The organism is Streptomyces sp. NPDC026246 (assembly GCF_055567995.1).
Map to the genome: position 1 here is coordinate 434,450 of NZ_JBVHPJ010000006.1, position 24,395 is coordinate 458,844.

Genomic DNA, 24,395 nt, shown 5'->3' on the forward strand with positions numbered 1-24,395 from the left:
CAGGATCTCCCCGCGCGCGTCCACGGTGATCTTCTGCGAGAGGTCGCCCTCGGCCACGGCCGTGGTGACCTGGGCGATGGAGCGGACCTGGCTGGTGAGGTTGCCCGCCATGTGGTTCACGGAGTCGGTGAGGTCCCGCCAGACCCCCGCCACGCCCGGCACCTGCGCCTGGCCGCCGAGACGGCCCTCGCTGCCGACCTCGCGGGCCACGCGCGTGACCTCGTCCGCGAACGCCGACAACTGGTCGACCATCGTGTTGACGGTCTCCTTCAGCTGCAGGATCTCGCCGCGGGCGGGCACGTCGATCTTCTGGGACAGATCGCCCTTGGCGACCGCGGTGGCCACCTGGGCGATGTCCCGGACCTGGGTGGTGAGGTTGCCCGCCATGGCGTTGACCGAGTCGGTCAGGTCGGCCCAGGTGCCCGAGACGCCCGGCACCTCGGCCTGGCCGCCGAGCGTCCCCTCGGTGCCGACCTCGCGGGCCACGCGCGTGACCTCGGACGTGAAGACGGACAGCTGGTCCACCATGCCGTTGAAGACCTTGGCGATGTCGCCCATGAGGCCGTCCGCGTCGTCCGGCAGGCGGGTGCCGAAGTCACCGTCCCGTACGGCGGTGAGGCCGGCCAGGAGGCGCCGCAGCTCCTGGTCGCCCGGCACCGCATCGACGACCCCCGTGCTGTCGCTGGTCATGCGTACCCTCGTTCCGCTCCCCGGGAGCCCTCACAGCCGAGGACTCGGAACAACCCTGTGCCGGACCGACGGCTCGGCTGTCGTGCTCCGCCCCACGGTCACGCACGTGTGTGTGATGTGGAAATACGCCGCAGGTTAACCCACGTTTCCAGACCTGAACAAAGCGCGGGCGGGCACGGGAGCGGGCCGGTCGCGCCGCTGCGGCAGTGATCGCGGAGGGGGTGGCCGACACGGCGTCGTGCGGTCCTGGCGCCGGGGGGAGGCGGGGGAAGGCGCTCTTGTCCGCGGCTCGGTTCCGGTGGAACGATGCCCGGCACCGTAGCGCTCCACCCGGAGGGACCGTCGTGACCGATCAGCAGGGACGCCCGCGGCCCGGGGCCGTGTTCGACGCGCTGGGCAGCGCCTACGAGGAGGCGTTCGCCGGGTCACCGGCCCACCGGCGGTCGCTGGAGTGGCTGCTGGAGCGGCTCGCGCCGGGCAGCCGCGTGCTGGACGTGGGCAGTGGGACGGGGAGGCCGACCGCGCAGACGCTGGCGTCGGCCGGTCACGAGGTGCTCGGCGTCGACGTCTCCCCCGTCATGGTCGAGCTGGCGGCCCGCCAGGTGCCCGCCGCGTCCTTCCGGTGCGCCGACGTCCGTGACGTACCGCTCGCCGACGGTGCGTTCGACGCGGTCTGTGTGTACTTCTCGCTGCTGCAGATGTCCCGCGCGGAGCAGGCCGACGTGGTGCGGCGGCTGGTGCGGGCGCTGACCCCGTCGGGGCACCTGGTGCTGGCCACCGTGCCGATCGACCTGGAGGACGTCGAGGGCGTCTTCATGGGGCATCCCGTGCGGGTGAGCAGCTTCGGCGCGCGGGACTTCACCGCGGTGGCGGAGGAGGCCGGCCTGGAGGTGCTGGACAGCGAGGAGGTCCTGTTCACTCCGGAACACCCGGACGCGCAGCCGGAGCCGCATCTTTTCCTGCACTGCCGTCGGCACCCGGCCGCCGTCCGGGCGGATTGACGTCGCAGCCGGGCAGCGCGGTGTCCGGCCCGCGACGGCTCAGGGGGTGCGGAACCCGCGGAACGTCACCTGCCTGCGGGTGGTGAACCCCAGCCCTTCGTAGAGGGCGATCGCAGCGGTGTTGGCCTCGGCCACGTGCAGGAAGGGGCGTTCGCCGCGGGCCACGATCCGGTTGACGAGCTCCCGAATGAGACGGGCCGCGCAGCCGCGCCCGCGGGCCTCGGGCGCCGTGCAGACGGCGCTGATCTCCGTCCAGCCGGGTGGCCGCAGCCGCTCCCCCGCCATCGCCACCAGGGTCCCTTCGTCGTGGAGGCCCAGATAGGTGCCGAGTTCACGGGTGCGGGCCCGGAAGGGTCCCGGCCGGGTCCGCTCGACGAGGGCGAGCATGTCGGGCACGTGCTCCGCGCCCAGGTCGACGACGCCGGGGCCGGACGCGACGGCGTGGGTGTCCGGGACGGCGTCCCCCGCCCAGATCATCTGGCGGCCTTCGAGGACGAAGACCGGGGGCCAGTCGGGCGGCGGCAGGACGGGACAGCTGAACATGTCGGCGAACGCACCCCCGCCCAGCAGCTTCGCGAGGTCGTCCCACGCGGCGGCACCGGGCCCGGCGGACACCGCGGAGAACGTCGCGACGTCCGGCACATAGGTGACGGCACCACCCAGCCGCCGGGCGAGATGTGCGTGGTGACCGTGGAGCGACGCGGCCACGGGATCGTCGAGTACGGCCGTGTCCCCGGGTCCCGTCATTGTGCTGCGCCCCTCCTGCCCTGGAGCAGGCCGGCCGGGCGGGCCGGCACCGTGTCGGCGGATGCCGGGGATCAATCGTAGTCAGCCGATGAGTTCCCTCCGTCCGCGCGGTCCTTCCCTCGACACGAAGGGAGCGCATCATGCGCAAGGTCATCATCTGCACGTTCCTGTCGCTGGACGGCGTCATGCAGGCACCCGGCGGTCCGGACGAGGACGCCGGGAGCGGCTTCGAGCACGGCGGCTGGCAGAAGCCGGTGTCCGACGAGGAGGTCGGCGCGGCCGTCGCCGGCTGGTACGAGCGGTCGGACGCGATGCTGCTCGGCCGCAGGACGTACGACATCTTCGCGGCGTACTGGCCGGCCGCCGACCCCGCCAACCCGTTCACCGAGCGGATGAACGGGATGCGCAAGTACGTGGCGTCGCGGACCCTGACCTCCCTGGAGTGGGAGAACTCCACGCTGCTGAAGGGCGAGGTCACCGACGCCGTGCGCGAGCTGAAGGCGTCGGAGGGAGGTGACATCAACGTCGTCGGCAGCGGCGACCTCGCCCAGACGCTCATGCGGCACGGCCTCGTCGACGAGTACCGGCTGACCATCCATCCGGTGATCATCGGAAGCGGGAAGCGCCTGTTCGCCGGCGGAGCGGTCCCCACCGCTCTGGAACCGGTCCGTGTCTCGACGACGAAGAGCGGCACCGTCGTCGGCGTCTACCGGCCGAACGGCGAACCCGGTCACGACAGTTACTAGGCGGCGTGCCTCACACGGTGGCGATCGGGCCCCGTACCCGGTCGCCCTCGACGGTGCGCCACACGGCCGTGACACGGCCCGTCGCCTGCCGCGCCGCGAGCGGGGAGCCGTCCTCCGGCCGCAGGACACGGTGCAGGCGCAGGACCGTGCCCCGGGGCGAGGCGAGGAGCGTGCCGTCCTGGTCGTCGGTGGCCCTGAGGTCGGTGGGCAGGGGGCCCTCGCCCGTGAAGGAGACATCGACCTCGCGGTCGGGGGTGTCGCTGGTGTCCTGGTCCTGGGCCTGCGCCCGGCCCTCGATCAGGGCCGGCAACCGGTCGAGCAGCACCGGGTCGTGGCAGCCGTCGTAGGCCCAGCGCGGTCCCAGCACGCCGTGGTCCATGGTGCCGACGAGTGCGTGCCCGGCGCCGTCGAGGGGAGCGCCGCGGTAGGTCAGGGGCACGAGGTAGGTGACCGGTTCGGCGCCGGAGGTGTCGGTGACCACCAGGAACTCGATGCCGACCTCGCCCCGGGGGTCGTCCAGCCGGAACCCGCCGGCCCGGGACAGCCGCGGGGTGCCCGGTCCGCCCCGGTACCAGGGGCGGGAGGGCAGCCACGTGGCCAGCAGCTCCAGCTTGGTCGGCTTGAGCTCGGTCCGGTGGATGACGGCCATGGTGTGAGGTCCTTCCGCTGACGCCCCTGTGCTACCTGACACCTTCGCATTCCGCGGGCGCCGGAGGGGCGCTGTTCCGGCCCGCACCGGCCGCGGGAGCCGGACCGGCGCGGGCTTCCCCGGGACCGGGGCAACCCCGGCCGCACGCCGGACGTCCTCCCTGCAGAGCGGGACGGACCGACCGCCTGCCGGAGACACGACGGGGACGAGGATGAGCGAGAAGGGCCGCGCCCTGTTCGAGGCGCTGGATCTCGACCAGGACGGGATGCTCACCCGCGAGGAGGTGATCGTCGCGCTGCGCACGAGGGGACCCTCCCTCGCGGCTTCGGGCGTGCTGCCGCTGTGGGGTGTGCAGGACGCCGACGCCTCGTCCGCGCTGTTCGACACGGCGGACCAGAACGGCGACGCGGTCCTGACCGTCGAGGAGTTCACGGCGGTGGTGGACCGCCGTTTCGGCTGGAGCTGACGCCGCCGTCCGCCCCGAACCGGCCCGGGGCCCCGCCGCTTCGTGCCGCCGGCGCGGTCAGGCCGGAGCCGGGGCCGGGCCGACCGGTTCGGTGAGCACGTCCTCCATCGTGACGAAGCCGATCACCTCGCCGCTTCGTCCGCCCGGCCGGCGGGCAGGGCCCGCCCCGATGCGGATGGTGGGCGGGCCCTGCCCGTGCGGACCATTCTGGGGACCGCCGGGGCGCTCGGCCACGAGTGAGCCGGTCCGGTGTGCGCGCGGCGCGCACACCCCGCGCGCAGGGCGCACATGCCGTGCGCCCGGGCCCCGGCCCGGAACGCGGCCCGCCCTCGCATCGCGCCGCCGCGCACCCACATGGCACAGCCCGCCATGGGTACGCGGTCCGGCATGACCGATGACAACACTCCAGAACGCAACGACCGGACCCGTGAGGTGGAACAGGCGGAGGAGGAGCGCGCCGCCGCCCGCCCCTTCAGCTACCCCCACCCGGAGCGGCGCGCGGGCGTGCGCGCCACCCGTCACATCAGCCGCGAGGAGGCCGACGCGGACAGCGTCCCCGGCGTGCCCGGCGGCTACGGCACCACCGGCGGCGGCCAGGCGGGCGGTCGCGCCGCGCCGCGGCCGGGCGGCGAGGACACCGCCGAGGAGTCCGGCGTGACCGACGTCGTCACCGGACGCGCGCCGCGTGACGACCGGAAAGGTGAGGACTCGTAGACACGTACGTCAACAGAGTGCCCGGCCCGGTGCGACCCCGGGTGGCACCCGCCGGTCCGCGGCGACGATACTGGCAGCCGCACGTGCCCCCGTTCCCAGATGGACTCATGCCGACCTCCTCCCCCGCCCGTTTCCCGACCCCCGCCACGGTGTGGCCGGCACGCGGCCGGCACCCGCAGGGCGACGCGCCGGACGTGCTCCGCCGTTCGCTGCAGCAGCGCAAGGACAGCGGGGCGATCGACGACTTCCTCGAGCTGCCCGACGATCCGGCGACACCGGGCGAGCGGGTGTTCGAGGCCCGCTGGCGGGCCGGTGCCGACGTGACCGTGCGCGCCCGGATGAGCGTGCGCCCCGGCCCGGACGACGGACCGGGGCAGGAGTGGCTGCTGATCGCCGAGGCGGAGCAGCCGTGGGACCACGCGTGGCCCTCCCCCACCGGCCTGTTCTGGCCGCAGGAGCCGGACACCGCCTGGGACCGGGACGCCGCCGTGCGCCTGTCGGCGGGCGCGATCAACCCGCTGCCGGAGGACGACAAGGAGACCCGCCGGCTGCTGCGGAACGCGGTGCGCGGCGGCTGGCACATCCACGTGGTCGTGCACGAGGCGATGACGACCGGCGAGCACGGCCGGGTGCCGCTGGCCCGCTGGCTGCCGCCGGGGCTGCGCCACCGCGTGGTGGAGCACCGCGCCGCGCCGCAGCAGCACCGGGGCCTGAACTGGGCCCTGCGCGACCTGGGGGTGCAGGTGCCGCGCGGCGGCGCCGTGGTGCTGCCCGGCAGCCCCGCCCCGGAGGGCTACGAGGCGGAGGACTTCTCCGTGCGGGCCGTGTACCTCGACGGCTCGGAGCCGGCCGACCTGGTCCACGCGGTGAGGCGGTTCGCCGCTCTGCCGGCGCCCCTCCCGGAGGACGCCGGGCCGGCCCTCACCGCCCTGCGGGAGGACTGGCACCTGCTGACGGTCCACGAGGAGCTGGAGCGCCAGCGCGGACTGGTGGCCATGTACGCCGAGGCCCTGGAGGCCATGACCACCTCGCGTGACCTGTACCGCGAGGCCGCCGAGCGCGCCCACGAGGCGCTGGCGGCCTACCAGGAGGCCGGCGAGGTCCCCGCCCCGCGCCAAGCGCCGTCGCAGACACCGGTCGCCTCCCCGTTGCAGCAGCTCACCCGGACGCTGGAGCGCTTCAAGCCCCGGCGTCCGGCCACGGCGCCGCAGGACGGCGAGGGTGCGCAGGCGGAGCGGGCGACGTCCCGGTCCTGAGGTCTCTTCCCGGGGTACGGGTGTCAGCCGTGCCCTCGTGGATACGTGGTGCGTACGGCAGTACGGCCCGCCCCGGGAAGGTCCTCCACGACATGGGCAATCAGCGACACCACTCCCCGACCACGCTCCGCGTCAACGGCAAACCCCACACGCTCACCGTCGACCACCGGCGGGTCCTGCTGGACCTCCTGCGCGAGGACCTCGGCCTCACCGGGGCGAAGAAGGGCTGCGACCACGGCCAGTGCGGCGCCTGCACCGTCCTGGTCGACGGGCGGCGCGTCAACAGCTGCCTGCTGTTCGCGGTCGCCCTCGACGGCTGTGAGGTCACCACCGTCGAAGGGCTCGGCGCCGACGGCGAGGGACCGCACCCCCTGCAGCGGGCCTTCGTGGAACGCGACGCCTTCCAGTGCGGCTACTGCACCCCGGGGCAGATCTGCTCCGCGGCCGGGATGCTCGCCGAGGCGGCGGCCGGCCATCCCTCGCACGTCACCGACCCGGCGGTGCCCTCGGGCGAGCCGGTGGCGCTGGACCGGGAGGAGATCCGGGAGCGGCTGAGCGGCAACCTGTGCCGGTGCGGCGCCTACCCGCGGATCGCCGAGGCCGTCGAGGACGTGATCCCGTGAAGGAGTTCGCCTACGTCCGCGCCGGGAGCGTCGAGGAGGCGACCGCCGCGTACGCCTCCCACACCGGCGCCCGCTACCTGGGCGGCGGGACCAACCTCGTCGACCTGATGAAGCTCGGCGTCGAGACGCCCGCCGCCCTCGTCGACGTCACCCGGCTGCCCCTGGACACAGTGGAGGAACTGCCGGACGGTGCGCTGCGGATCGGGGCCACCGTCCGCAACTGCGACCTCGCGGCCCACCCGCTGGTGCGCGACCGGTACCCGGCGCTGTCCCAGGCGGTGCTCGCGGGCGCCTCCGGCCAGCTGCGCAACGCGGCGACGACCGGCGGGAACCTCCTCCAGCGCACCCGCTGCCCGTACTTCCAGGACCTGTCCAAGCCGTGCAACAAACGCGAGCCCGGCACCGGTTGCGGCGCGCGGGACGGCGTGCACCGGGACCACGCCGTGCTCGGGCATTCCCAGCACTGCATCGCCACTCACCCGTCGGATCTGGCGGTGGCCCTCTCCGCCCTCGACGGGCGGGTCGAACTGCACGGCCCCGGGGGCGCCCGCACCCTTCCGGCCGCGGACTTCCACCGGCTGCCCGGGGACCGGCCCGAGCAGGACACCGAGATCCTCCCCGGCGAGCTGATCACCGGCGTCGTGCTGCCCGCCGCCACGGCCGGGCTCGCCTCGGCCTACCGCAAGGCCCGCGACCGGGCCTCCTACGCCTTCGCCCTCGCGTCCGTCGCGGCCGTGCTGCGGGTGGAGGACGGGGTGGTCGCCCGGGCCGGCCTCGCCTTCGGCGCGATGGCGCACCGGCCGTGGCGGGCGCGGCGGGCGGAGGAGGCGCTCGTGGGGGCCGCTCCGACCGCCGCCGCGTTCGAGCACGCCGTCGACCTGGAACTGTCCGCCGCGCAGCCCCTGCGCGACAACGCCTACAAGGTGCCGCTGGCCCGGAACCTCGCCGTGGACGTGCTGTCCCGGGTGGCGGACGCGGCGCGCGCGAGGAGGACCTCATGACCGGCAGCCTGGGCGCTCCCGCCGAACGCCTGGAGGGGCACGCGAAGGTCGGCGGCACCGCCCGCTACGCCGCCGAGTTCCCGCTTCCCGGCCGGGCCCACGCCTGGCCGGTGCCGGCGGCCGTCGCGCGCGGCCGGGTGACGGGCGTCGGCACGGACGCCGCGCTGGCCGTGCCGGGAGTGCTCGCCGTCCTCAGCCACGAGAACGCGCCACGGATCGCGGAGCCCGACGACGCCACACTCGCCGTGCTGCAGAGCCCGCGCGTCCCCCACCGCGGCTGGTTCGTGGCCCTGGTGGTGGCCGAGACCCTGGAGGCGGCCCGCGCCGGAGCAGCCGCCGTCCGCGTCGACTACGCCGCCGAGGAGCACGACGTCGTCCTCAGCGAGACGCACCCCGGCGCGTACGTGCCGGAGAACGCCAACGCCGGCAACCCCGCCGTGCGCGAACAGGGCGACCCCGGCGCGTTCGCCTCGGCACCCGTCACGGTCGACGTCGCCTACCGGGTGCCGCCCCTGCACAACCACCCCATGGAGCCGCACACCAGCACCGCCCACTGGGAGGACGGCCGGCTCCTCGTGCACACCTCCAGCCAGGGCACCAACGCCGTACGGGCCGCGCTCGCCACGCTGTTCGAGCTGCCGGAGGAACGGATCACCGTCACCGCCGAGCACGTCGGCGGCGGCTTCGGGTCGAAGGGCACGCCGCGGCCGGACGTGGTGCTCGCCGCGATGGCCGCCCGGCACACGGGGCGGCCCGTGACGCTGGCCCTGCCGCGCCGGTACCTGCCGGCCGTCGTCGGCCACCGCGCCCCCACGCTGCACCGGTTGCGGCTCGGCGCCGACACGGACGGCCGCCTGGCGTCCCTCAGCCACGAGGTGACGACCCACACCTCCCGCGTCAAGGAGTTCGTCGAGCAGGCGGCGGTCCCCGCGCGGGTGATGTACGCCTCCGCCCACCTGCGCACCGCGCACCGGGTCGTGGCCCTGGACGTGCCGTCCCCCTCCTGGATGCGGGCGCCGGGCGAGGCACCGGGCATGTACGCGCTGGAGTCCGCCGTGGACGAGCTCGCCGGCGCCCTCGGCATGGACCCGATCGAGCTGCGCGTGCGCAACGAGCCCGACGTCGAGCCCGACAGCGGCATGCCGTTCAGCAGCCGGCACCTGGTCGAGTGCCTGCGCGAGGGCGCCCGGCGCTTCGGCTGGGCCGGGCGCGATCCCCGCCCGGGCGTCCGCCGGGAGGGTGCGCTGCTGGTGGGGACGGGCGTGGCGGCGGCGACCTACCCGGTCATGGCGGCGCCCTCGACCGCGGCGGCCCGCGCCCTGCCCGGCGGGACCTTCGAGGTGCGGATCAACGCCACCGACATCGGCACGGGCGCCCGCACCGTGCTCGCCCAGGTGGCCGCCGACGCGCTCGGGGTGCCGCTGGAGCGGGTGCGCATCGACATCGGCTCCAGCGACCTGCCGTCGGCCCCGCTGGCCGGCGGGTCGTCCGGCACCGCCTCCTGGGGCTGGGCCGTCCACGAGGCCTGCACTGCTCTGGCCGGGCGGCTCGCGGAGCACACCGGGCCGCTGCCCGAGCAGGGCATCGACGTCCGGGCGGACACCCGGGGCGCGGCGGACGCCGAGCCCGACCGGGCGCGGCACGCCTTCGGAGCGCACTTCGCGGAGGTCGCCGTCGACACCGTCACCGGAGAGGTCCGGACCCGCCGGCTGCTCGGGGTGTACGCCGCCGGACGCATCCTCAACGCCCGTACCGCGCGCTCCCAGTTCGTCGGCGGCATGACGATGGGGCTGGGCATGGCGTTGACCGAGGGCAGCACCGTGGACGCGCGGTTCGGCGACTTCACCGAGTCGGACCTGGCGTCGTACCACGTGCCCGCGCACGCCGACGTGGTCTCGGTCGAGGCGCACTGGCTCGACGAGGAGGACTCCTTCCTCAACCCCATGGGCAGCAAGGGGATCGGCGAGATCGGCATCGTGGGCACGGCGGCGGCGATCGGCAACGCGGTGCACCACGCCACCGGCGTCCGCCTCCGCGAACTCCCCCTCACACCCGACCGGGTGCTGGCCGGTCTGCTCGGCCGCCGTACGCCGGACGCGGGCGGGACCGGGTCCGCGGTGAGCGGATCCGGTCCCGTGCGGACGCCGTAGGAGCTATTCCGCGAGGGTGCCCGCCTCGGCCGGCGCGGCCGTCCACTGCCGGGCGGCGATGGGCGCCAGCACGCGGAAGACCAGGGCGACGAGGGACAGCAGCGCCGCGCAGACGGCGACCGCGGCGGCCAGCCACGGCGGGGCGAGGGCCAGGTCCACGGCCCGGGACAGCGACGCGGACGGGAAGGAACTCCCGTACGCCTGGGCCCCGGCCAGCACCGTGGGCACCAGGACCGCCCCGGCCAGCACCAGCGCCACCGGGCGCAGGGCCAGCAGCAGTGCGAGCACCGTGCACAGCACCGACAGGCCGAGGGCGAACGCGTGCATCCGCAGCGACGCGTCCCCGCGGTCGAGCGGGAAGTGGACCACGGCGCACGCGGCCAGGGCCAGGGCGGCGAGCCAGCCCGACCAGGACACGAACCGGCCGAGCCGGTCCGCCGCACGCTCCTCGCGCGGCATCGCGGGCGTCGGGGGCGCCGCGACGGCCGCCTGGGCGCGTGCCGCACGCCGGCCCGCCTTCGCGGGCTTGGTGGGGGCCGGTTCGCCGCCCGTGCGGGACGGCCCGGCGGGCCTGCGGCCCTCGCGGTCCAGGCGTTCGAGACCCAACCGGTCGATCAGTTCGACCAGTTCGCCGACGGACCGGCCGGTGGCGGCCGCGCGCAGGGCCTCCTCGCGGACGTGGGACTCCTGCGGCTCCTTGTGCAGCAGGGTGACCAGCCGGGTCACCTCCTCCACCGGACGGTGGGCGGCGGCGGCCCGGATGGCCTCGTCCGCGCAGTCCGCGTCGCGCGGCGGCTTCGTCAGCAGCGCGATGAGCCGGGAGACGTCCTCCACGGGCCGGGTCACACCGGCCGTGCGCAGCGCGTCGACCTTGGCCTGCGTGTGGTCGGGCGACTCCTCCAGCGAGGTGATGAGGTCGACGACCTCCTCCAGCGGCCGGTCGGCCACGGCGGCGTGCACGAGGTCGCTGACCGCGTCCCCGTAGGGCGCACCGCCCACCGGGCCGGTGCCGGGCCTGAGTTCGACCGGGTTGTCGTCGAGGGAGCGGATGACGAACGGCCGGGGGCGCGGTTCGCCGGTCTCCTCGGCGCCGGGTGCCGGGTGCTGCGCCGCCTCGTGCGCGGCGGCGTCGGGCTCGGCGGACGGCCGGTCCGGCACGGCCGCGGACCGGTGCTCCGGCTCCGTACCGACCGTCCCGTCGGCGGCGGGGGCGGGCCCGGCCTGCGCGTGGTCCGGCCAGTCCGGGCCGGGCGGGGCCGGAGGTGCCTCCGCCGGGTCGAACCAGTCCTGGAGGGGAGGTGCGGGGGGCGCCGGTGGCGGGTCGGGCAGGTCGGTCCGGTCCACGCCCGGCGGGGCGGCACCCGGCTGGACGTGGGCGGCGACCGCCGGCTGCGGGGGCGCGGCCGGGTGGAAACCCGGGGCCACGGGCGGCGGGGCCGGGTAGCCGGCCGGCGGCGGTGCGTAGGTCCCGTACGGGCCGGGGGCGGGCTGCTGCACGCTCGTCTGCGGAACCCGGTACGCGCCGGTGGCGGCAGTGGTCTCGGCGGACGGCTGAGCGGGCCCGTTCGGCTCGCCGGGTATGGCAGGTTCGTTCGAGCGGGGTGATGAAGAGCAGGTGGTCATACTCGCCTCCGTGGGATGAGTGCGGCCGCTCCTGCGCCCCCCGTCGTGGGACGAGCGACGTTACGTGGACCATTACTAGGCGCACGTGTCACGCGGTGCCACTCGGGTGGGCCACCGGGATGACACCCGCGCACGGGGAGGTCCGCCGACGGGCCGACATGTCGGGCCGGGCCGCAATACAGGCGCCGGAAACGGGAATCCAGGAAGGGACACCCCGTGTCGCGGCATGCCATGAGGAGGGCGAACCCGTGGAGACGACCACACTGGTGATCATTCTGGCCGCTGTGCTCGCGGCCGTCGTCCTGGCCTTCGCCGTCGGCATCCTCGTGCGGCTGGTGCGGACCCGGCGCGATCTGCGGCGCGCGGGACTGCCCGCGGGTCCGCGCTGGGTCTTCTGGGGTGCGCTGCTCTATTTCGTGCTGCCCGTCGACCTGGTGCCCGATCCGGTGTACCTGGACGACATCGGTGTTCTGCTCCTTGCTCTGCGCACTGTCCGCGGCTCCCTCGGCGAACGGGAGCGCAGTACGGATCACCGGCCGGACCGGCTTCCGGCCCGATGACTACGGAAAGTAAGGAAACCAACCACCCGTTCGATTCGTATAAGTCTCTGGAAGCCGATTCCCGTCGGCGGGACGGGGGTTCACGCCCGCGTTCCGCCGACAGGCCGGCGCAGCACCGACGAGGGAGAGACGATGCAACCGTTCGCGCTCAACTACGCGCGCCCGGCAGTGGAGTTGGACGCTGCCATCCCGTACGTGTACGACGCCGGACAGCAGTTGAACGTGCTCCGTGACGGCCGGGTCGCCGCCTGCGACTTCGCCCTGCTGCGGGAGTTCGGCACCACGACGTCCACCGCCGGTTCCAAGACGCACTTCGACGACTGATCACGGGCCGCGAAGATGACCGTACTGATCCTCACCTGTGAGGAGGACGTCACCGCGGACATGGTGGTCGTCCACCTGAACGCGACGGGGGTGCCGGTGGTCCGGATCGACCCCGCCGACTTGACCCGCGGGGTGGCCCTGTCCGGTGAGTACGTCCACGGCCGGTTCCGCGGCCATCTGTCCGCCGGGGGGCGGCTGGTGAGTCTGGCAGGGCTGCGGTCGGTCTGGGTGCGCCGCCCGGGTGCCCCGGCCGGGAACGCCGAACATCCGTCCGCCTGGCTGACCGAGGAGGCCTCCCAGGCCCTCTACGGCATGCTGCGGGGCACGAACGCGCGCTGGATGAACGATCCGGACGCGGCCCGCCGGGCCCGGCACAAGCCCTGGCAGCTGCGGCTGGCCCAGCAGTGCGGCCTGCCGGTTCCCGCGACGCTGATCACGACGTTCCCGCGCGCCGCCCGGGAGTTCGCCGAGCGCTATCCGGACCTGGTGGTGAAGCCGGTGTCGGGCGCACATCCGCAGGACCCGCCCCGCGCGGTGCCGACCAGCCGGGTCGCACCCGACACGGACTTCGCCGCGGTCGCGTTCGGGCCGACGCTGCTGCAGCGGCGGATCGGCAAGCGGGCCGACATCCGGCTGACCGTGGTCGGCGAACGGATGCTGGCCGCCCGCAAGGAGACGGCGCGGGACGCCGATCCGGACGAGGTCGACGTGCGGTTCGCGGCGCCTGGCTCCCCGTGGCGTCCCGTGGAGGTGCCGCCGTTCATCGGGCCGGGCGTCGACGCGTACATGCGCGAGGCCCGACTGGCGTACGGGGCCTTCGACTTCGTCGAGGACGCGGACGGTGACTGGTGGTTCCTGGAGTGCAACCAGTCGGGTCAGTTCGGGTTCGTCGAGGTCGAGACGAACCAGCCGATCGCCCGCGGCATCGCCGAGTGGCTGGCACGCCCGCTCCCCGTCGTGCCGTCGCAGTTCAACGGCTCGTCCACGACGGTCCGTTGACACCGGGGCCGGGCCGACACCCGGGTTCGTCCGCGAGGCGGGGCAGCGTGTACCGGCGCGGCCGGGGGGATCACTGGGGGCGCGGACCCGGCAGCATGCCCGCGCGCTGCCAGCCCGTGCCCGGGGAGTGGGGGCGGTCGTAGCCGAGGGACTGCGAGGGCCGCATGACCAGCTCCAGTTCCCTGCTCACACGTTCGGCCTCGCGGCGCACCTGTCCGGGGACGTCGCCGCGCTCCGCGATGAGTCGGTCGTAGATGGGGGAATCCTGGAACACCCGTCAACGTGCCTTTCTGCTCGTCGGCTCCGTACGGGGCCGAGACTGCGAGTGTAGGCGGCGGGACGTGCCGGAGTGTGAATTCCGGGGGATGACTTGACGCAGACCGGACATCCGTGGCGGGGCGAACGCCCGGGCCCGCGACGGAACATCAGGCTCCGGTGGTGGATCCCGGACGGACGATCATCAGGACGGTGACCGTCGCCCAGAGCAGGTTGAAGAGCCCGGTGAACATGGCGAGTTGCGCGGTGTCGCCGTGCTCGACGGTCTGCTCGCCCCGGAGCCGGCCGAGGAGTTCCTCCTGGCGGGGCAGGACGAAGGCGAGCAGGACGCCGGCGGCCCCGGCCGTGAGCGCGATGGAGGTGACGAGCCATCCGCTGCCCAGGACGCCCATGGCGGCACCGGTGGCGAGGCCGAGCACCGGCACGGTCAGACCGACGGCGGCGTACACGCGGCAGATGCGGTGCAGCAGGGCGACGGTGCCGACCGCGGCTGCGTCGGGGGCGCCCGTGGCTTCGGCGGCGGGCACGGCGCGGCGGGCGGCCGGCGGGAACATGCTGGCCGCGACGGTCACGGGACCGATGGCGACGATGGCGGCCAGGACGTGGAGGGACAGCAGGAGCTTGGTCACCGGGACTCTTTCCATGGATGCGATCAACGGTGCCGGGCCCACGCTAGGCAGCGCGGCCGTGATCGCCCAGGGGCGGGAAAGACAGCTTCCCACGGATTCCCGCCAGCACCGCCGGCCTGGTACTTCCCCCAGGGACCGGCTCAGGATGCTGTCCGGCCTGGTCTCGCGCGGGTGGCGGGAATCCGCCTAGGGTGGCCGCCATGCACTCCGTGGCGATCCTGGTTCTCGACCGAGTGGTGCCGTTCGACATGGCGGCCCCCCAGCAGACGTTCGCCTGGACCCACCTGCCGGACGGGCGGCCCGCCTACCGGGTGCGGCTGTGCGCGGAGACACCGGAGGTACGCGCCGACGGCGGTTACACCCTGCGCATCGACCGGGGTCTCGAGGCGCTGGCGGAGGCCGACACCATCATCGTGCCGGGCTGCTCACCGCAGGCCGACCCGCCGTCCGCCCGGGTGCTGGCGGCGCTGCGGGAGGCGGCCGCGGCCGGTACGCGCATCGCCTCGGTGTGCGTGGGCGCCTTCGTGCTGGCGGAGGCCGGCCTGCTCGACGGGCTGCGCGCCACGACGCACTGGGTGGCCGCGGCGGAACTGGCCCGCCGGTTCCCCGCGGTCGAGGTGGAGCCGGACGTGCTGTACGTCGACAACGGGCAGATCCTCACCTCGGCCGGGGCGGCCGCCGCGCTGGATCTGTGCCTGCACATGGTCCGGCGGGACTGGGGCTCGGCCGTCGCGGCGAGCATCGCCCGGATGTCGGTCATGCCGCTGGAACGGGAGGGCGGGCAGGCTCAGTTCATCGTGCACGCGCATCCGCCCGTGCCCCGCGGGTCGGCACTGGAACCGGTGCTGGAGTGGATCGAGGACAACCTGGCGCACGAGGTGACACTGGCCACACTGGCGGCGCGGGCGGGGATGAGCGAGCGCACCTTCGGCCGCCGCTTCCGCGAGCAGACCGGCACCACTCCCCTGCAGTGGCTGCTGCGGGCGCGAGTGCGGCGGGCGCAGTACCTGCTGGAGAACACCGACCACTCCGTGGAGCGGATCGCGCGTCAGGCCGGGTTCGGCTCCCCCACGGCGTTCCGCGAGCGGTTCCGCAAGGTGGCGGGGACCACGCCGTACGCGTACCGCACGGCGTTCCACGGGAAGACCACCGCCCCGGCGGTCCCTTCCTAGGGCCGCCGGGGCGGGACACGCGGTGCCGCCGTCCCTCGTCGCCGTCAGCCCACCAGCTTCAGCCCGTTGTCCCCGTCCGCGTCCGCCGCGTCGGGCCTGCCCTCGGTGAGCAGCAGGACATCCGCCTTCGCGATGGCATCGCTGATGTCGGACGTCCCCATCATCACGCACAGCGTGTAGCTGACGTCGTCCAGTTCGCGTGCCGCCGACGGCACGTGCCTCTCCGCCTGAGCGATCCTCAGCGACGCGTACCGCGTCAGCAGCTCCCTGACGATCTTCCGGTCCGGTACCAGCACGTAAGCGCCCCTCTCTCTTTCCGCTGCGTATGCCCGAACCGCACACATCCATTCACACGTTTTTCGCACCTGAGGCGGATATGACGAGAACTGATCGGACGCGGGGAGGGCTCGGCTGAGCCGGCCGCCGTCCGGGACCACCATCCGGTCCGCGCCCTGCACCGCGGACAGGCCGCGGGCCACGACGAACGGGGTGCGCCCGCGCAGCAGCCGCAGGACCTTGCCCTCCGGGCCGCGGGCCGGGGTGACCAGCAGAGGGCGGTTCATTTCGGTCAAGGCAGTGTCCCCCGGTCGCCGGCCGCGGCGTCAGGGCGAGGCCGGCGGCGCCCGGCTGCCGGCGCCGGGGCGGAGGTGGCCGCCCTCGGTGGCGACCAGGACGTCCCCGCCGCGCCCGGGTCACCCCACCGCGACCCGGACCACGGACCTGACGACCCGGCTGACGGGACCACGGACGGACGCCTACCGCTTCCGGGTGCCATCGAGCTGCGAACCGGCCGCCCGGGGGGCATGGTGGGGCTATGGACGGTCAACCCCCTGTGGTCGTACAGCCGCCCGCGACGGACGGCGGACGGCTGGTGACCATCCACGGCGAGCGCATGGGCGTCGCCTACAGCCTGTTCGACGTGCTCGACCTGGTGCACCGCGAGGGCCTGCCCAGCACCGACACGGCCGTGGACGACACCGAGCTGATCGAGTGGCAGGGCGGCGGCCCGTACGACTGGAACAGCGGAGCGGCCGAGGAGAGCTGAGCCGCCGTACGGCAGCCCGTGCCGTACGCTGCCCGAAAAGGGCTCTTTACCCCCTTTCGGGAGGTTTCTCATGGTCTCGCGTCTCAACCCGTACCTCACCTTCAACGGCGAGGCCCGGCAGGCGATGGAGTTCTACCAGGAGGTCTTCGGCGGCACGCTGGACCTCAACAGCTACGGCGCCTTCGGCCAGGCCGACGCCCCGAACGCCGACAAGATCATGCACGGCATGCTGCAGACCCCGAGCGGCTTCACCCTGATGGGCGCCGACAACCCGCCCGGCATGGAGTCCGAGCAGGGCAGCCCCTTCTCCGTGAGCCTGAGCGGCGACGACGAGGCCGAGCTGCGCGGGTACTGGGAGAAGCTGTCCGAGGGCGGCTCGGTGGCGGTCCCGCTGGAGAAGCAGATGTGGGGCGACGTGTTCGGCATGTGCACGGACCGCTTCGGCGTCCCGTGGATGGTCAACATCAGCGGCTCCGAGGGCTGAGCCGCGCTGCCGGGGGTCAGGAGCCGGTGAGGACGACGAGCTGCTGCGTCGCCCTGGTCATGGCGACGTAGCGGTCGACCGCTCCCCCGGTGCCCGTGCCCTGCTGCTCCGGGTCGACCAGCACCACGAGGTCGAACTCCAGCCCCTTGGACAGTGCCGGGGTCAGCGACCGGACCCGGGGGGGACGCCGGCCGGAACGCCGGGTCGCCGATGACGCAGGCGATCCCCTCGGGGTGTCCCGCCAGCCAGGTGCCGAGGATCGGTTCCAGCTCCGCGGTCGAGCCGTGACGGACGGGGACCCCGCCGCGACGGACGGACGTCGGCACGTTGGCGTCCGGCAGCACCGCGCGGATGACCGGCTCCGCCTCGGCCATGATCTCCTCGGGCGTGCGGTAGTTGATGCTCAGCGCGGCCGTCTCGATCCGGTCCAGGCCGACCCGCCGCAACCTCTCCCGCCACGACTCGGGGAAGCCCTGCCGGGCCTGGGCACGGTCCCCGACGACGGTGAAGCTGCGGGAGGGGCAGCGCTGCAGCAGCATCTGCCATTCCGCGTCGGTCAGTTCCTGCGCCTCGTCGACGACGATGTGCGCGAACGGCCCGGCGAGCCGGTCCGGGTCGGCGGTGGGCAGGCCGCTGTCGTCGACGAGGGAGTCGCGCATGTCCTGCCCGTGCAGCATCACCAGCACGCCCTCGCCGTCGTCGTAGGTGTGGGCGTGCAGCAGGTCGTCCACCACGTCGGCCATGCGCTCCCGCCGGACTGCGAGGGCCGCCTCCCTGCGCCGCTCGCGCCGGGAGGCGTGCGGGTCGCCGAGCCGCCGGCGTGCCGCGTCGAGGAGCGGCAGGTCGGACACGGTCCAGGCCTTCGGGTCCTGCCGCTCCAGCGTGCGCACCTCGTCCCGGCCGAGCCAGGGGGCGCACAGTCGCAGGTAGGCGGGGACCGTCCACAGGTCGCCGACCACGTCGGCCGCCTCCAGGACCGGCCAGGCCCGGCCGAAGGCCGCGGCCAGCTCGCGGTCCCTCGCCAGGTGTGCACGCACCACCTCGGCCGCGACGTCGCCGTCATGGCGACCGGCCAGGATCGTGAGCAGTTCCTGCCAGACCTGCTCCCGTGCCTCGTTGTGCGGCGTGCCGGGTTCCGCCGCCCCGAACGCGGCGGCCCAGTCGGCGGCGTCCACGTGGACGTCGGACCACGGTGTGGTCACCGTCAGGGTGCCGGTGGGTGGTTCCTCGTAGAAGCGGACGGCCGTCTCGACAGCCCGCACCATGTCCGCTGAGGCCTTCAGCCGGGCCGCCTCCGGGTCGCTCTCCTCCCCCGCCGCGGCCCCCTCGGCGACGAGGTCGCGCAGGATGCAGGTCTGCACGCCCTCCTCGCCGAGGCCGGGCAGGACGTCGGATACGTACGACAGGTAGGGCCGGTGCGGCCCGACGAACAGGACGCCGCCCCGGCGGTGCCGGGCCAGTCGCGGGTCGGAGTGGAGCAGGTAGGCGGCGCGGTGCAGGGCCACGACGGTCTTGCCCGTGCCGGGCCCGCCGTCGACGACGAGGGCGCCCCGGGAACCGGCGCGGATGACGGCGTCCTGGTCGGCCTGGATCGTGCCGAGCACGTCCCGCATCCGGGGCGAGCGGTCGGCGCCCAGGCCGGCGATGAAGGCGGACTGGTCGTCGAGCGCGGCGTGGCCGCCGAGGGCGTCCGGGGTGAACACCTCGTCCCAGTAGTCGCCGATCCGGCCCCGGCTCCAGCGGTAGCGGCGGCGGGCGGCCAGGCCCATGGGGTTGGCGTGGGTGGCGCCGAAGAACGGCTCGGCGGCGGGGGAACGCCAGTCGACCAGCAGCCGGCGCCCCTCGCTGTCCGTGAGGCCGAGCCGCCCGACGTACACGGGTGCGGAGCCGTCGTCGGCGACCATGCGCCCGAGGCACAGGTCGAGGCCGAAGCGCCGCAGGGTGCGCAGCCGGGCGGTCAGCCGGTGGATCTCGGCGTCCCGGTCCATGGCCTGACGGCCCTTGCCGCCGGGCGCCCTGCGTTCGGCCTCCAGACGCACCGACAGCTCGGTGATCGACTGCTCCAGGCAGTGGGCGAGGGCGGTGAAGTGGCGCTCGTCGTCCGCGATCAGTTCCGGTCGGGTCTTGTGCGCGAGGCGGTCGGGGAGATCGAACGCGCTCGTGGTCGCAGGGGTCACGTCATGCTCCCGTTTCCGCAGGTCATCGGCTCAGGCCGGACATTGTGCGGGAAGCGGGGGGCCTTGCCGCAAGGCCCCCCGTGGGCTATACCTTGAGAGTGGCGAGGAGAGGGCTCCTCGCCTTTTCCGTTGCCCACCCCTCCCCGTCCGCCGACCGTCCGCGTGTGTCAGGCTCTCCTCCCAGGCACTGGGAAAGGCGGCGGCATGCGCATAGGACTGCTCGGCACCGGACCATGGGCGCAGATGGCCCACGCACCCGCTCTGCGCGGACACGACGGGCTGGACTTCGCCGGTGTGTGGGGCCGTCGGCCGGAGGCGGCGAAGGAACTGGCGCAACGGCACGGTGTGCGGGCCTACGACGACGCGGACGAGCTGTTCGCCGACGTGGACGCGGTCGCCGTGGCCCTGCCGCCCGAGGTGCAGGCCGCACTGGCGGTGCGGGCGGCGCGGGCCGGGTGCCATCTGCTGCTCGACAAGCCCCTCGCGCCGACGGTGGAGCAGGGGCGGGCCGTGGTCGAGGCGGCGCGGGCGGCCGGCGTGGCCTCGGTCGTGTTCTTCACGACCCGCTTCCAGCCGGAGCCGCGGGCCTGGATCGAGGAGCAGGCGGCGGTGCCGGGCTGGTTCACCGGCCGCGCGCAGTGGCTCGGGGCGGTCTTCACCGGTGAGAGTCCCTTCGCGACGCCGTGGCGGCGGGAGAAGGGCGCGCTGTGGGACGTGGGCCCCCACGCCCTGTCGGTGCTGCTTCCGGTACTGGGCGACGTGCGGCGCGTGACGGCGGCGGCGTACGGGCCCGGGGACACGGCGCACGTCGTCCTCGACCACGCCGGTGGCGCCTCCAGCACCCTCACGCTCAGCCTGACGGCACCGCCCGCCGCGGCCGGTGCCGCCGTGGAACTGCGGGGCGAGGCGGGCGTGACGCTGCTGCCGGAGAGCTCCGACGGCGCGGTGCCCGCCCTGCGGCGCGCCGCGGACGCCCTGCGCACCGCGGCGCGGACCGGCCGTCCCGACGCGTGCGACGCGGCGTTCGGCCTCCGCGTCACCGAGATCCTCTCGGAGGCGCAGGAGTTGCTGAACGGCGACTCGCTCCGGTCGGCCGCCGGCTGAGGGATCTGCCGTGAGGGGGAGCGCGCCGGGTGAACACGGCCCGGTCGCGCTCCCGTCATCGGTGTCTCAGGTCCGTCAGGCGGTGCGCGGCGGATCGAAGTTGAGCCGCTCCTTCACCACCGGATAGCCGGCCTCGGCGAAGTGGGCCGCCATGGGGGCGTTGCCCCGGTCCGTGGCGGCGGCGACGAACTGCGCACCGCGCTCGACGAGGAAGTGCGTGCACTCGGCGAGGAGGTCGTAGGCGTAGCCGTGCCCCCGCTGCTCGGGCAGGACGCCGATGAAGCCGACGCACGGACCCGACGGGTTGTGCGCCGGGATGTGGATGCCGACCGGCTCGCCCTCGGCGGTGTGAGCCACCTGCCACCACTCGCGCGGTGACGGGCACCAGTGGAAGAAGTCGAGCTCCTCCTGCGCCGCGCGGTCGAGTCCGCCCTGCTCGATCGCCTTCAGCGCGTGGGCGTCGAGGGTGGCGGAGTGGATGCGGCGCAGCGCGTCGAAGAAGACGGCGTCGTCCGGTTCGGCACGGAAGGTGAGGCGCCCGGGCCGCTCGGGCAGGCCGTCGGCGGGCGTCCAGCGGTACAGCAGGCGTTCGACCAGCAGTTCGTAGCCGGCAAGGCGGGCGGCGGTGGCGCGGGTCCGGGCCGCGGCGCGCAGGGCGGGGTCGTCGCGCCAGCGGGCGGGCAGGTTCACTTCCAGTTCGACCTGCCAGGGCGCCGAGCGCAGCAGGGCCGCGCCCGCGTCCTCCTCGCCCTCGGCCACGTCGAACCAGTTGAGGTTGAGGGGTTCGGTGTCGTCGGGGCCGCCCCACCAGGCGCCGCGGGCGACGACACGGCCGTCGCGCAGGGCCACCCGCTTCCAGTCGGGGCGGTGCCGGGTGCGCCGGTGGCCCTCCCGGGCGCCCAGCGGGTCGGGCAGGGTGTCGAAGAGTGCGGCGTCGCTCGCGTCGAGCGCGCGGATGACCGGGTCGGTCATGGATGTCCTCCGGGACGGTGCTGCGTGGAGCGCTCCCGGGGATCGGTCACTGCACGCCGGGACTGCGGGGAGGGAGCGCGGGGGTCGGTGTGAACGGCACGGCTCTGCCCTCCTTCTGCTGGTCTCGGGGCGTGGTGCGGGCCACGTTACGCAATCGCTGCGGGGCCGTCCATCGCATTACGGCGAAGCTCAACTGGCCCTTAAGAGCGGCTCAAGGCAGCCTCAGCAGCCCCAAGTCCCCCCTCCTTTCACGGGATTTCCCCCGGCACACGGGTTGGCGGCCGGGGAGTGCGTCCGTAGCATCCCGACCCGAGAACGGGCATGAGAGCGCTCTCATGCCGCCCCGTTTCCACAGGAGGCCCCCCACATGACTCCTCGTCACCAGCGTCCCCTCAGCCGCCGCACGCTCCTCGTCGGCATCGGCGGTGCAGCCGTCGCCGTCCCCGCGGCCGCCGCGCTGGCCCCCCACGCCCTCGCGGACACCGTCCCGCGCACGCCCCGGGCCGCGGGCGCGCTGCCCCTCACCCTGGTCAACGACAGCGGCTCGTTCGGCAACGCCGACGTGCACGTCTACGTCGTGGGCAACGCCGACGGCCGCCAGGTGCGGCTCACACCCGACGGCACCCTGGCCCCCGTCGCCCTGGCCGACAACGGTCCCGACGGCTTCACCGACTACGCGATCGGCCTGGCCGGCAGCGGCGAGACCCGGCTGTCCCTGCCCTACATGTCGGGCCGCATCTACGTGTCGCTGGGCGCCAAGCTCAAGTTCAAGGTCGTCGCGGACGGAGCCGGCAACCCGGCCCTGCAGTACCCGGCCGGCTGGGTGTCCTCGGACCCCAACTACCCCGTGCTGCACGACTGCGCGGAGTTCACGTACAACGCGTCGGGCATGTTCTGCAACACGACCATGGTCGACATGTTCAGCGTGCCGCTGAGCATCAGGCTGACCGGCGCCGGGGACCAGACGACGGGCACGCTGCGCGAGGGCGGCCGCGCCGCCGCCTTCGACGCCGTGCGCCGGGTCCCGGAGTTCGAGCGGCTCGTGGTGGACGACACGCGTGTCATCGCGCCCGGCCACGGGCTGGACGCCGGGCTGTTCCCCAAGGACTACCTCGCTCCGTACATCGACGAGGTGTGGAGCACGTACACCGGCCGCGACCTGAAGGTGACCACCAACGCGGGTACGTTCACCGGTCGCGTGCGCGGTGAACGGTTCTCCTTCACCGGCCCCGCCGAGGTCTCCTTCGGCAAGCCGTCCACGCGGGACGTCCTGTTCTGCGACGGCGCGCTCGCCGCGCCCAACGACGGGACGACCGGTCCGGTGGCCGCGATCCTGGGCGCCGGGTTCAACCGGTCCACCCTCCTCGCCTCCGCCGCGCAGCCGACGACCGATCCGGCGGCCTTCTACGGAACCGGCCTGACCAACCACTACGCCAAGGCCATGCACGCGGCCGCCCGGGACGGCCGCGCGTACGGTTTCGCCTTCGACGACGTGGCCGACTTCGCCTCGTACATCCAGGACACCGCACCCACCGGCTTCCGGCTGACGCTCACGCCCTTCTAGAAGCCGTCGTCAGGACCGTTATAAGCCGTCGTCAGGACCGTCGCCGGGCCCGGCACGGCCGTCACGCGTGAGGGCCCGGCGTGCGGTGGACGGTCCGGCGTTGCAGCGTGGTGGTGTGAGCGGAGCACGTGTCCGGCTGCCGCCGCGCCGGGAGCGGGACGGGGACCGGCGCGGCTGGCTGCGCGGCGCCCCGCCGCCCCTGTGGGCGCGGGTGCTGCCGTCGGCGCTGCTGGTCGTGGTGTGCGTGGCCGAACTGGTCAGCCCGGAGCCGCTCGACATCGGCTTCCTGCTGGGCGCCATCCCCCCGCTGGCCGTCCTGGCGCACGGACCGCTGCTGACGGCGGTGCTGGGGACGCTGGCGGTGCTGGTGCTGACCACCCCGGTGTTCGCGCTCGACGATCCCGGCAACACCGATCTGCTGACGGTGTGCTTCGTCTCGCTGCTGAGCGTGCTGCTGTCGTTCGTCCGCAGCAGACGCGACGCCCAACTGGTCACCGAGCGGACGGTCGCCGAGGCCGCGCAGCGGGCCGTCGTGCCGCCGCTGCCGGAACGGGTCGGGGCGGTGCGCTGTGCCGGGCTGTACCGGGCCGCGCAGCGCGGCACGCTCGTCGGGGGCGACTTCTTCGACGTGCGGGCGGGCCCCTACGGCGTGCGGGCGGTCATGGGGGACGTGCAGGGGCACGGCCTGTCGGCCGTCGCCACGGTCGCCTCGCTGCTGGGCGCCTTCCGCGAGGCCGTGCTCGACCAGCCGGACCCGGGGGCCGTCGCGGCGCGGCTGGACCGGAGGCTGACGGTGGACTCCGCGGACGACCCGAACGCCGAGCTGTTCGCCACGGCGCTCCTGCTGGACTTCTCCGCCGACGCGCGGACGGTGCACGTCGTGGCGTGCGGGCAGTCCGGGCCGCTGCTGCTGCGGGACGGCGGGGCGCGGGAGCTGGACGTCGAGCCGGGCACCCCCCTCGGTCTGGGACTGGCGGGGGCCGTCCCGCCCGAGGTGGTCACCGTGCGGCTGCGTCCCGGGGACCGGCTGTTCCTGGCCTCGGACGGGGTCACGGAGGCCCGGGACGCCTCCGGGGCCTTCTATCCGCTGGCCGAGCGGCTGCCGGTCCTGGCCCTGGAGGATCCGTGGGCCCTGGCCGAGCTGGTGTGGTCCGACCTGCTGCGGCACTGCCCGGACGTGCAGGACGACGTCACGATGCTGGTGCTGGCGCCCGAGCCGGGGGCGCCCGAGCGGTGAGGCCGGTCCGACCGTGCCGTGACACGAAGCGGCCGGCGGGGGGGGCCCCCCCCGCCCCCCGGGACCTGGTGGGGGTGCTCCACGTGGCGCGGTGCCGGGGGCCCGGGCGGGGGGGCACCCACGCGGCCCGCCCGCCCGGTCGGCGCTACCAGCGGTGTTCGACCTGGTCCTTGATGCGCCGGTCGT

General features: G+C 74.4%; 25 protein-coding genes and 1 pseudogene. 17 read left to right on the plus strand and 9 right to left on the minus strand.

Annotated features, from left to right (window positions below):
* Nucleotides 1-690, minus strand: a 690-nt coding sequence (locus ACZ4M5_RS18370; RefSeq protein WP_467737970.1) for a HAMP domain-containing protein, incomplete at its 3' end; no start/stop codon positions are given.
* Between the two features lie 344 nt (nucleotides 691-1,034).
* Between ACZ4M5_RS18370 and ACZ4M5_RS18375 the strand changes: the two genes are divergently transcribed.
* Nucleotides 1,035-1,691 (plus strand): class I SAM-dependent methyltransferase, encoded by a 657-nt coding sequence (locus ACZ4M5_RS18375; protein ID WP_467737972.1) that lies wholly within the window; start codon nucleotides 1,035-1,037, stop codon nucleotides 1,689-1,691.
* 39 nt (nucleotides 1,692-1,730) lie between these two features.
* On the opposite strand, the gene ACZ4M5_RS18380 is transcribed toward ACZ4M5_RS18375, so the two are convergent.
* Complete coding sequence (locus ACZ4M5_RS18380; RefSeq protein WP_467737974.1) at nucleotides 1,731-2,438, minus strand: GNAT family N-acetyltransferase; 708 nt, start codon at nucleotides 2,436-2,438, stop codon at nucleotides 1,731-1,733.
* A gap of 140 nt (nucleotides 2,439-2,578) precedes the next feature.
* On the opposite strand from ACZ4M5_RS18380, the gene ACZ4M5_RS18385 reads away from it, so the two are divergent.
* A complete protein-coding gene (locus ACZ4M5_RS18385) occupies nucleotides 2,579-3,184 on the plus strand; it encodes a dihydrofolate reductase family protein (RefSeq protein ID WP_467737976.1) in 606 nt (201 codons plus the stop codon).
* Nucleotides 3,185-3,194: 10 nt separating this feature from the next.
* Here ACZ4M5_RS18385 and ACZ4M5_RS18390 read toward each other — a convergent pair whose 3' ends face one another.
* On the minus strand, nucleotides 3,195-3,833 hold the full coding sequence (locus tag ACZ4M5_RS18390; RefSeq protein WP_467737978.1) for a maltokinase N-terminal cap-like domain-containing protein: 639 nt from the start codon (nucleotides 3,831-3,833) through the stop codon (nucleotides 3,195-3,197).
* Nucleotides 3,834-4,044: 211 nt separating this feature from the next.
* Between ACZ4M5_RS18390 and ACZ4M5_RS18395 the strand changes: the two genes are divergently transcribed.
* From ACZ4M5_RS18395 to ACZ4M5_RS18420, 6 genes are all read left to right on the plus strand, one after another.
* Nucleotides 4,045-4,299 (plus strand): EF-hand domain-containing protein, encoded by a 255-nt coding sequence (locus tag ACZ4M5_RS18395; RefSeq protein WP_467737980.1) that lies wholly within the window; start codon nucleotides 4,045-4,047, stop codon nucleotides 4,297-4,299.
* A gap of 387 nt (nucleotides 4,300-4,686) precedes the next feature.
* Entirely contained in the window at nucleotides 4,687-5,013 is a 327-nt protein-coding gene (locus ACZ4M5_RS18400) for a hypothetical protein (RefSeq protein ID WP_467737982.1), read from the plus strand.
* A 107-nt stretch (nucleotides 5,014-5,120) separates the two neighbouring features.
* Nucleotides 5,121-6,269: a hypothetical protein gene (locus tag ACZ4M5_RS18405; RefSeq protein ID WP_467737984.1), complete on the plus strand. Its 1,149-nt coding sequence runs from the start codon at nucleotides 5,121-5,123 to the stop codon at nucleotides 6,267-6,269.
* A gap of 92 nt (nucleotides 6,270-6,361) precedes the next feature.
* The gene (locus ACZ4M5_RS18410) at nucleotides 6,362-6,892 is read left to right on the plus strand and encodes a (2Fe-2S)-binding protein (protein WP_467737986.1); all 531 of its coding nucleotides are present in this window, start codon (nucleotides 6,362-6,364) and stop codon (nucleotides 6,890-6,892) included.
* Nucleotides 6,889-7,893, plus strand: a complete 1,005-nt coding sequence (locus tag ACZ4M5_RS18415; protein WP_467737988.1) for an FAD binding domain-containing protein — start codon at nucleotides 6,889-6,891, stop codon at nucleotides 7,891-7,893. The genes ACZ4M5_RS18410 and ACZ4M5_RS18415 overlap by 4 nt, the downstream gene beginning before the upstream one ends.
* Nucleotides 7,890-10,043 carry a xanthine dehydrogenase family protein molybdopterin-binding subunit gene (locus ACZ4M5_RS18420; protein ID WP_467737990.1) on the plus strand — a complete coding sequence of 718 codons (2,154 nt, stop codon included), beginning with the start codon at nucleotides 7,890-7,892 and terminating at the stop codon, nucleotides 10,041-10,043. The genes ACZ4M5_RS18415 and ACZ4M5_RS18420 overlap by 4 nt, the downstream gene beginning before the upstream one ends.
* A 3-nt stretch (nucleotides 10,044-10,046) precedes the next feature.
* On the opposite strand, the gene ACZ4M5_RS18425 is transcribed toward ACZ4M5_RS18420, so the two are convergent.
* Complete coding sequence (locus ACZ4M5_RS18425) at nucleotides 10,047-11,666, minus strand: hypothetical protein (RefSeq protein ID WP_467737992.1); 1,620 nt, start codon at nucleotides 11,664-11,666, stop codon at nucleotides 10,047-10,049.
* Nucleotides 11,667-11,914: 248 nt separating this feature from the next.
* Here ACZ4M5_RS18425 and ACZ4M5_RS18430 point away from each other — a divergent pair, with 248 nt between their 5' ends.
* The 3 genes from ACZ4M5_RS18430 (at nucleotide 11,915) to tgmB (ending at nucleotide 13,549) form a co-directional block, all read left to right on the plus strand.
* Complete coding sequence (locus ACZ4M5_RS18430; protein ID WP_467737994.1) at nucleotides 11,915-12,226, plus strand: YkvA family protein; 312 nt, start codon at nucleotides 11,915-11,917, stop codon at nucleotides 12,224-12,226.
* Between the two features lie 132 nt (nucleotides 12,227-12,358).
* Entirely contained in the window at nucleotides 12,359-12,550 is a 192-nt protein-coding gene (gene tgmA, locus ACZ4M5_RS18435) for a putative ATP-grasp-modified RiPP (RefSeq protein WP_333933193.1), read from the plus strand.
* Nucleotides 12,551-12,565: 15 nt separating this feature from the next.
* Complete coding sequence (tgmB, locus tag ACZ4M5_RS18440; RefSeq protein WP_467737996.1) at nucleotides 12,566-13,549, plus strand: ATP-grasp ribosomal peptide maturase; 984 nt, start codon at nucleotides 12,566-12,568, stop codon at nucleotides 13,547-13,549.
* A 70-nt stretch (nucleotides 13,550-13,619) separates the two neighbouring features.
* Here tgmB and ACZ4M5_RS18445 read toward each other — a convergent pair whose 3' ends face one another.
* Complete coding sequence (locus ACZ4M5_RS18445) at nucleotides 13,620-13,823, minus strand: hypothetical protein (RefSeq protein ID WP_333933195.1); 204 nt, start codon at nucleotides 13,821-13,823, stop codon at nucleotides 13,620-13,622.
* 151 nt (nucleotides 13,824-13,974) lie between these two features.
* Nucleotides 13,975-14,454, minus strand: a complete 480-nt coding sequence (locus ACZ4M5_RS18450) for a hypothetical protein (protein ID WP_467737998.1) — start codon at nucleotides 14,452-14,454, stop codon at nucleotides 13,975-13,977.
* Between the two features lie 200 nt (nucleotides 14,455-14,654).
* Here ACZ4M5_RS18450 and ACZ4M5_RS18455 point away from each other — a divergent pair, with 200 nt between their 5' ends.
* Nucleotides 14,655-15,626, plus strand: a complete 972-nt coding sequence (locus ACZ4M5_RS18455) for a GlxA family transcriptional regulator (protein WP_467738000.1) — start codon at nucleotides 14,655-14,657, stop codon at nucleotides 15,624-15,626.
* Nucleotides 15,627-15,670: 44 nt separating this feature from the next.
* On the opposite strand, the gene ACZ4M5_RS18460 is transcribed toward ACZ4M5_RS18455, so the two are convergent.
* The gene (locus tag ACZ4M5_RS18460; RefSeq protein WP_467738059.1) at nucleotides 15,671-16,189 is read right to left on the minus strand and encodes a DUF5133 domain-containing protein; all 519 of its coding nucleotides are present in this window, start codon (nucleotides 16,187-16,189) and stop codon (nucleotides 15,671-15,673) included.
* Nucleotides 16,190-16,440: 251 nt separating this feature from the next.
* Between ACZ4M5_RS18460 and ACZ4M5_RS18465 the strand changes: the two genes are divergently transcribed.
* Both ACZ4M5_RS18465 and ACZ4M5_RS18470 read left to right on the plus strand, forming a co-directional pair.
* Entirely contained in the window at nucleotides 16,441-16,671 is a 231-nt protein-coding gene (locus ACZ4M5_RS18465; protein ID WP_467738002.1) for a hypothetical protein, read from the plus strand.
* A gap of 70 nt (nucleotides 16,672-16,741) precedes the next feature.
* Nucleotides 16,742-17,155: a VOC family protein gene (locus tag ACZ4M5_RS18470; RefSeq protein ID WP_467738004.1), complete on the plus strand. Its 414-nt coding sequence runs from the start codon at nucleotides 16,742-16,744 to the stop codon at nucleotides 17,153-17,155.
* A 16-nt stretch (nucleotides 17,156-17,171) separates the two neighbouring features.
* On the opposite strand, the pseudogene helR reads toward ACZ4M5_RS18470, so the two are convergent.
* Nucleotides 17,172-19,332, minus strand: a pseudogene (gene helR / locus ACZ4M5_RS18475) (RNA polymerase recycling motor ATPase HelR).
* A gap of 204 nt (nucleotides 19,333-19,536) precedes the next feature.
* Between helR and ACZ4M5_RS18480 the strand changes: the two are divergent.
* Nucleotides 19,537-20,436 carry a Gfo/Idh/MocA family protein gene (locus tag ACZ4M5_RS18480; RefSeq protein WP_467738006.1) on the plus strand — a complete coding sequence of 300 codons (900 nt, stop codon included), beginning with the start codon at nucleotides 19,537-19,539 and terminating at the stop codon, nucleotides 20,434-20,436.
* Nucleotides 20,437-20,511: 75 nt separating this feature from the next.
* Here ACZ4M5_RS18480 and ACZ4M5_RS18485 read toward each other — a convergent pair whose 3' ends face one another.
* Complete coding sequence (locus tag ACZ4M5_RS18485) at nucleotides 20,512-21,408, minus strand: GNAT family N-acetyltransferase (protein ID WP_467738008.1); 897 nt, start codon at nucleotides 21,406-21,408, stop codon at nucleotides 20,512-20,514.
* A gap of 367 nt (nucleotides 21,409-21,775) precedes the next feature.
* On the opposite strand from ACZ4M5_RS18485, the gene ACZ4M5_RS18490 reads away from it, so the two are divergent.
* Nucleotides 21,776-22,972 carry a glycoside hydrolase family 64 protein gene (locus tag ACZ4M5_RS18490; protein ID WP_467738010.1) on the plus strand — a complete coding sequence of 399 codons (1,197 nt, stop codon included), beginning with the start codon at nucleotides 21,776-21,778 and terminating at the stop codon, nucleotides 22,970-22,972.
* A gap of 115 nt (nucleotides 22,973-23,087) precedes the next feature.
* Complete coding sequence (locus ACZ4M5_RS18495; RefSeq protein WP_467738012.1) at nucleotides 23,088-24,209, plus strand: PP2C family protein-serine/threonine phosphatase; 1,122 nt, start codon at nucleotides 23,088-23,090, stop codon at nucleotides 24,207-24,209.
* The last annotated feature ends 186 nt before the right edge of the window (nucleotides 24,210-24,395 follow it).

What these genes read in the sequence shown, in the direction of transcription:
- ACZ4M5_RS18420 (WP_467737990.1), top strand. Translation starts at nt 7,890, where the DNA reads ATGACCGGCAGCCTGGGCGCTCCCGCCGAACGCCTGGAGGGGCACGCG.
- ACZ4M5_RS18470 (WP_467738004.1), top strand. Translation starts at nt 16,742, where the DNA reads ATGGTCTCGCGTCTCAACCCGTACCTCACCTTCAACGGCGAGGCCCGG.
- ACZ4M5_RS18425 (WP_467737992.1), bottom strand. Translation starts at nt 11,666, where the DNA reads ATGACCACCTGCTCTTCATCACCCCGCTCGAACGAACCTGCCATACCC.
- ACZ4M5_RS18405 (WP_467737984.1), top strand. Translation starts at nt 5,121, where the DNA reads ATGCCGACCTCCTCCCCCGCCCGTTTCCCGACCCCCGCCACGGTGTGG.
- ACZ4M5_RS18410 (WP_467737986.1), top strand. Translation starts at nt 6,362, where the DNA reads ATGGGCAATCAGCGACACCACTCCCCGACCACGCTCCGCGTCAACGGC.
- ACZ4M5_RS18455 (WP_467738000.1), top strand. Translation starts at nt 14,655, where the DNA reads ATGCACTCCGTGGCGATCCTGGTTCTCGACCGAGTGGTGCCGTTCGAC.
- tgmB (WP_467737996.1), top strand. Translation starts at nt 12,566, where the DNA reads ATGACCGTACTGATCCTCACCTGTGAGGAGGACGTCACCGCGGACATG.
- ACZ4M5_RS18380 (WP_467737974.1), bottom strand. Translation starts at nt 2,438, where the DNA reads ATGACGGGACCCGGGGACACGGCCGTACTCGACGATCCCGTGGCCGCG.
- ACZ4M5_RS18390 (WP_467737978.1), bottom strand. Translation starts at nt 3,833, where the DNA reads ATGGCCGTCATCCACCGGACCGAGCTCAAGCCGACCAAGCTGGAGCTG.
- ACZ4M5_RS18485 (WP_467738008.1), bottom strand. Translation starts at nt 21,408, where the DNA reads ATGACCGACCCGGTCATCCGCGCGCTCGACGCGAGCGACGCCGCACTC.
- ACZ4M5_RS18400 (WP_467737982.1), top strand. Translation starts at nt 4,687, where the DNA reads ATGACCGATGACAACACTCCAGAACGCAACGACCGGACCCGTGAGGTG.
- tgmA (WP_333933193.1), top strand. Translation starts at nt 12,359, where the DNA reads ATGCAACCGTTCGCGCTCAACTACGCGCGCCCGGCAGTGGAGTTGGAC.
- ACZ4M5_RS18465 (WP_467738002.1), top strand. Translation starts at nt 16,441, where the DNA reads ATGGACGGTCAACCCCCTGTGGTCGTACAGCCGCCCGCGACGGACGGC.
- ACZ4M5_RS18490 (WP_467738010.1), top strand. Translation starts at nt 21,776, where the DNA reads ATGACTCCTCGTCACCAGCGTCCCCTCAGCCGCCGCACGCTCCTCGTC.
- ACZ4M5_RS18385 (WP_467737976.1), top strand. Translation starts at nt 2,579, where the DNA reads ATGCGCAAGGTCATCATCTGCACGTTCCTGTCGCTGGACGGCGTCATG.
- ACZ4M5_RS18480 (WP_467738006.1), top strand. Translation starts at nt 19,537, where the DNA reads ATGCGCATAGGACTGCTCGGCACCGGACCATGGGCGCAGATGGCCCAC.
- ACZ4M5_RS18460 (WP_467738059.1), bottom strand. Translation starts at nt 16,189, where the DNA reads ATGAACCGCCCTCTGCTGGTCACCCCGGCCCGCGGCCCGGAGGGCAAG.
- ACZ4M5_RS18395 (WP_467737980.1), top strand. Translation starts at nt 4,045, where the DNA reads ATGAGCGAGAAGGGCCGCGCCCTGTTCGAGGCGCTGGATCTCGACCAG.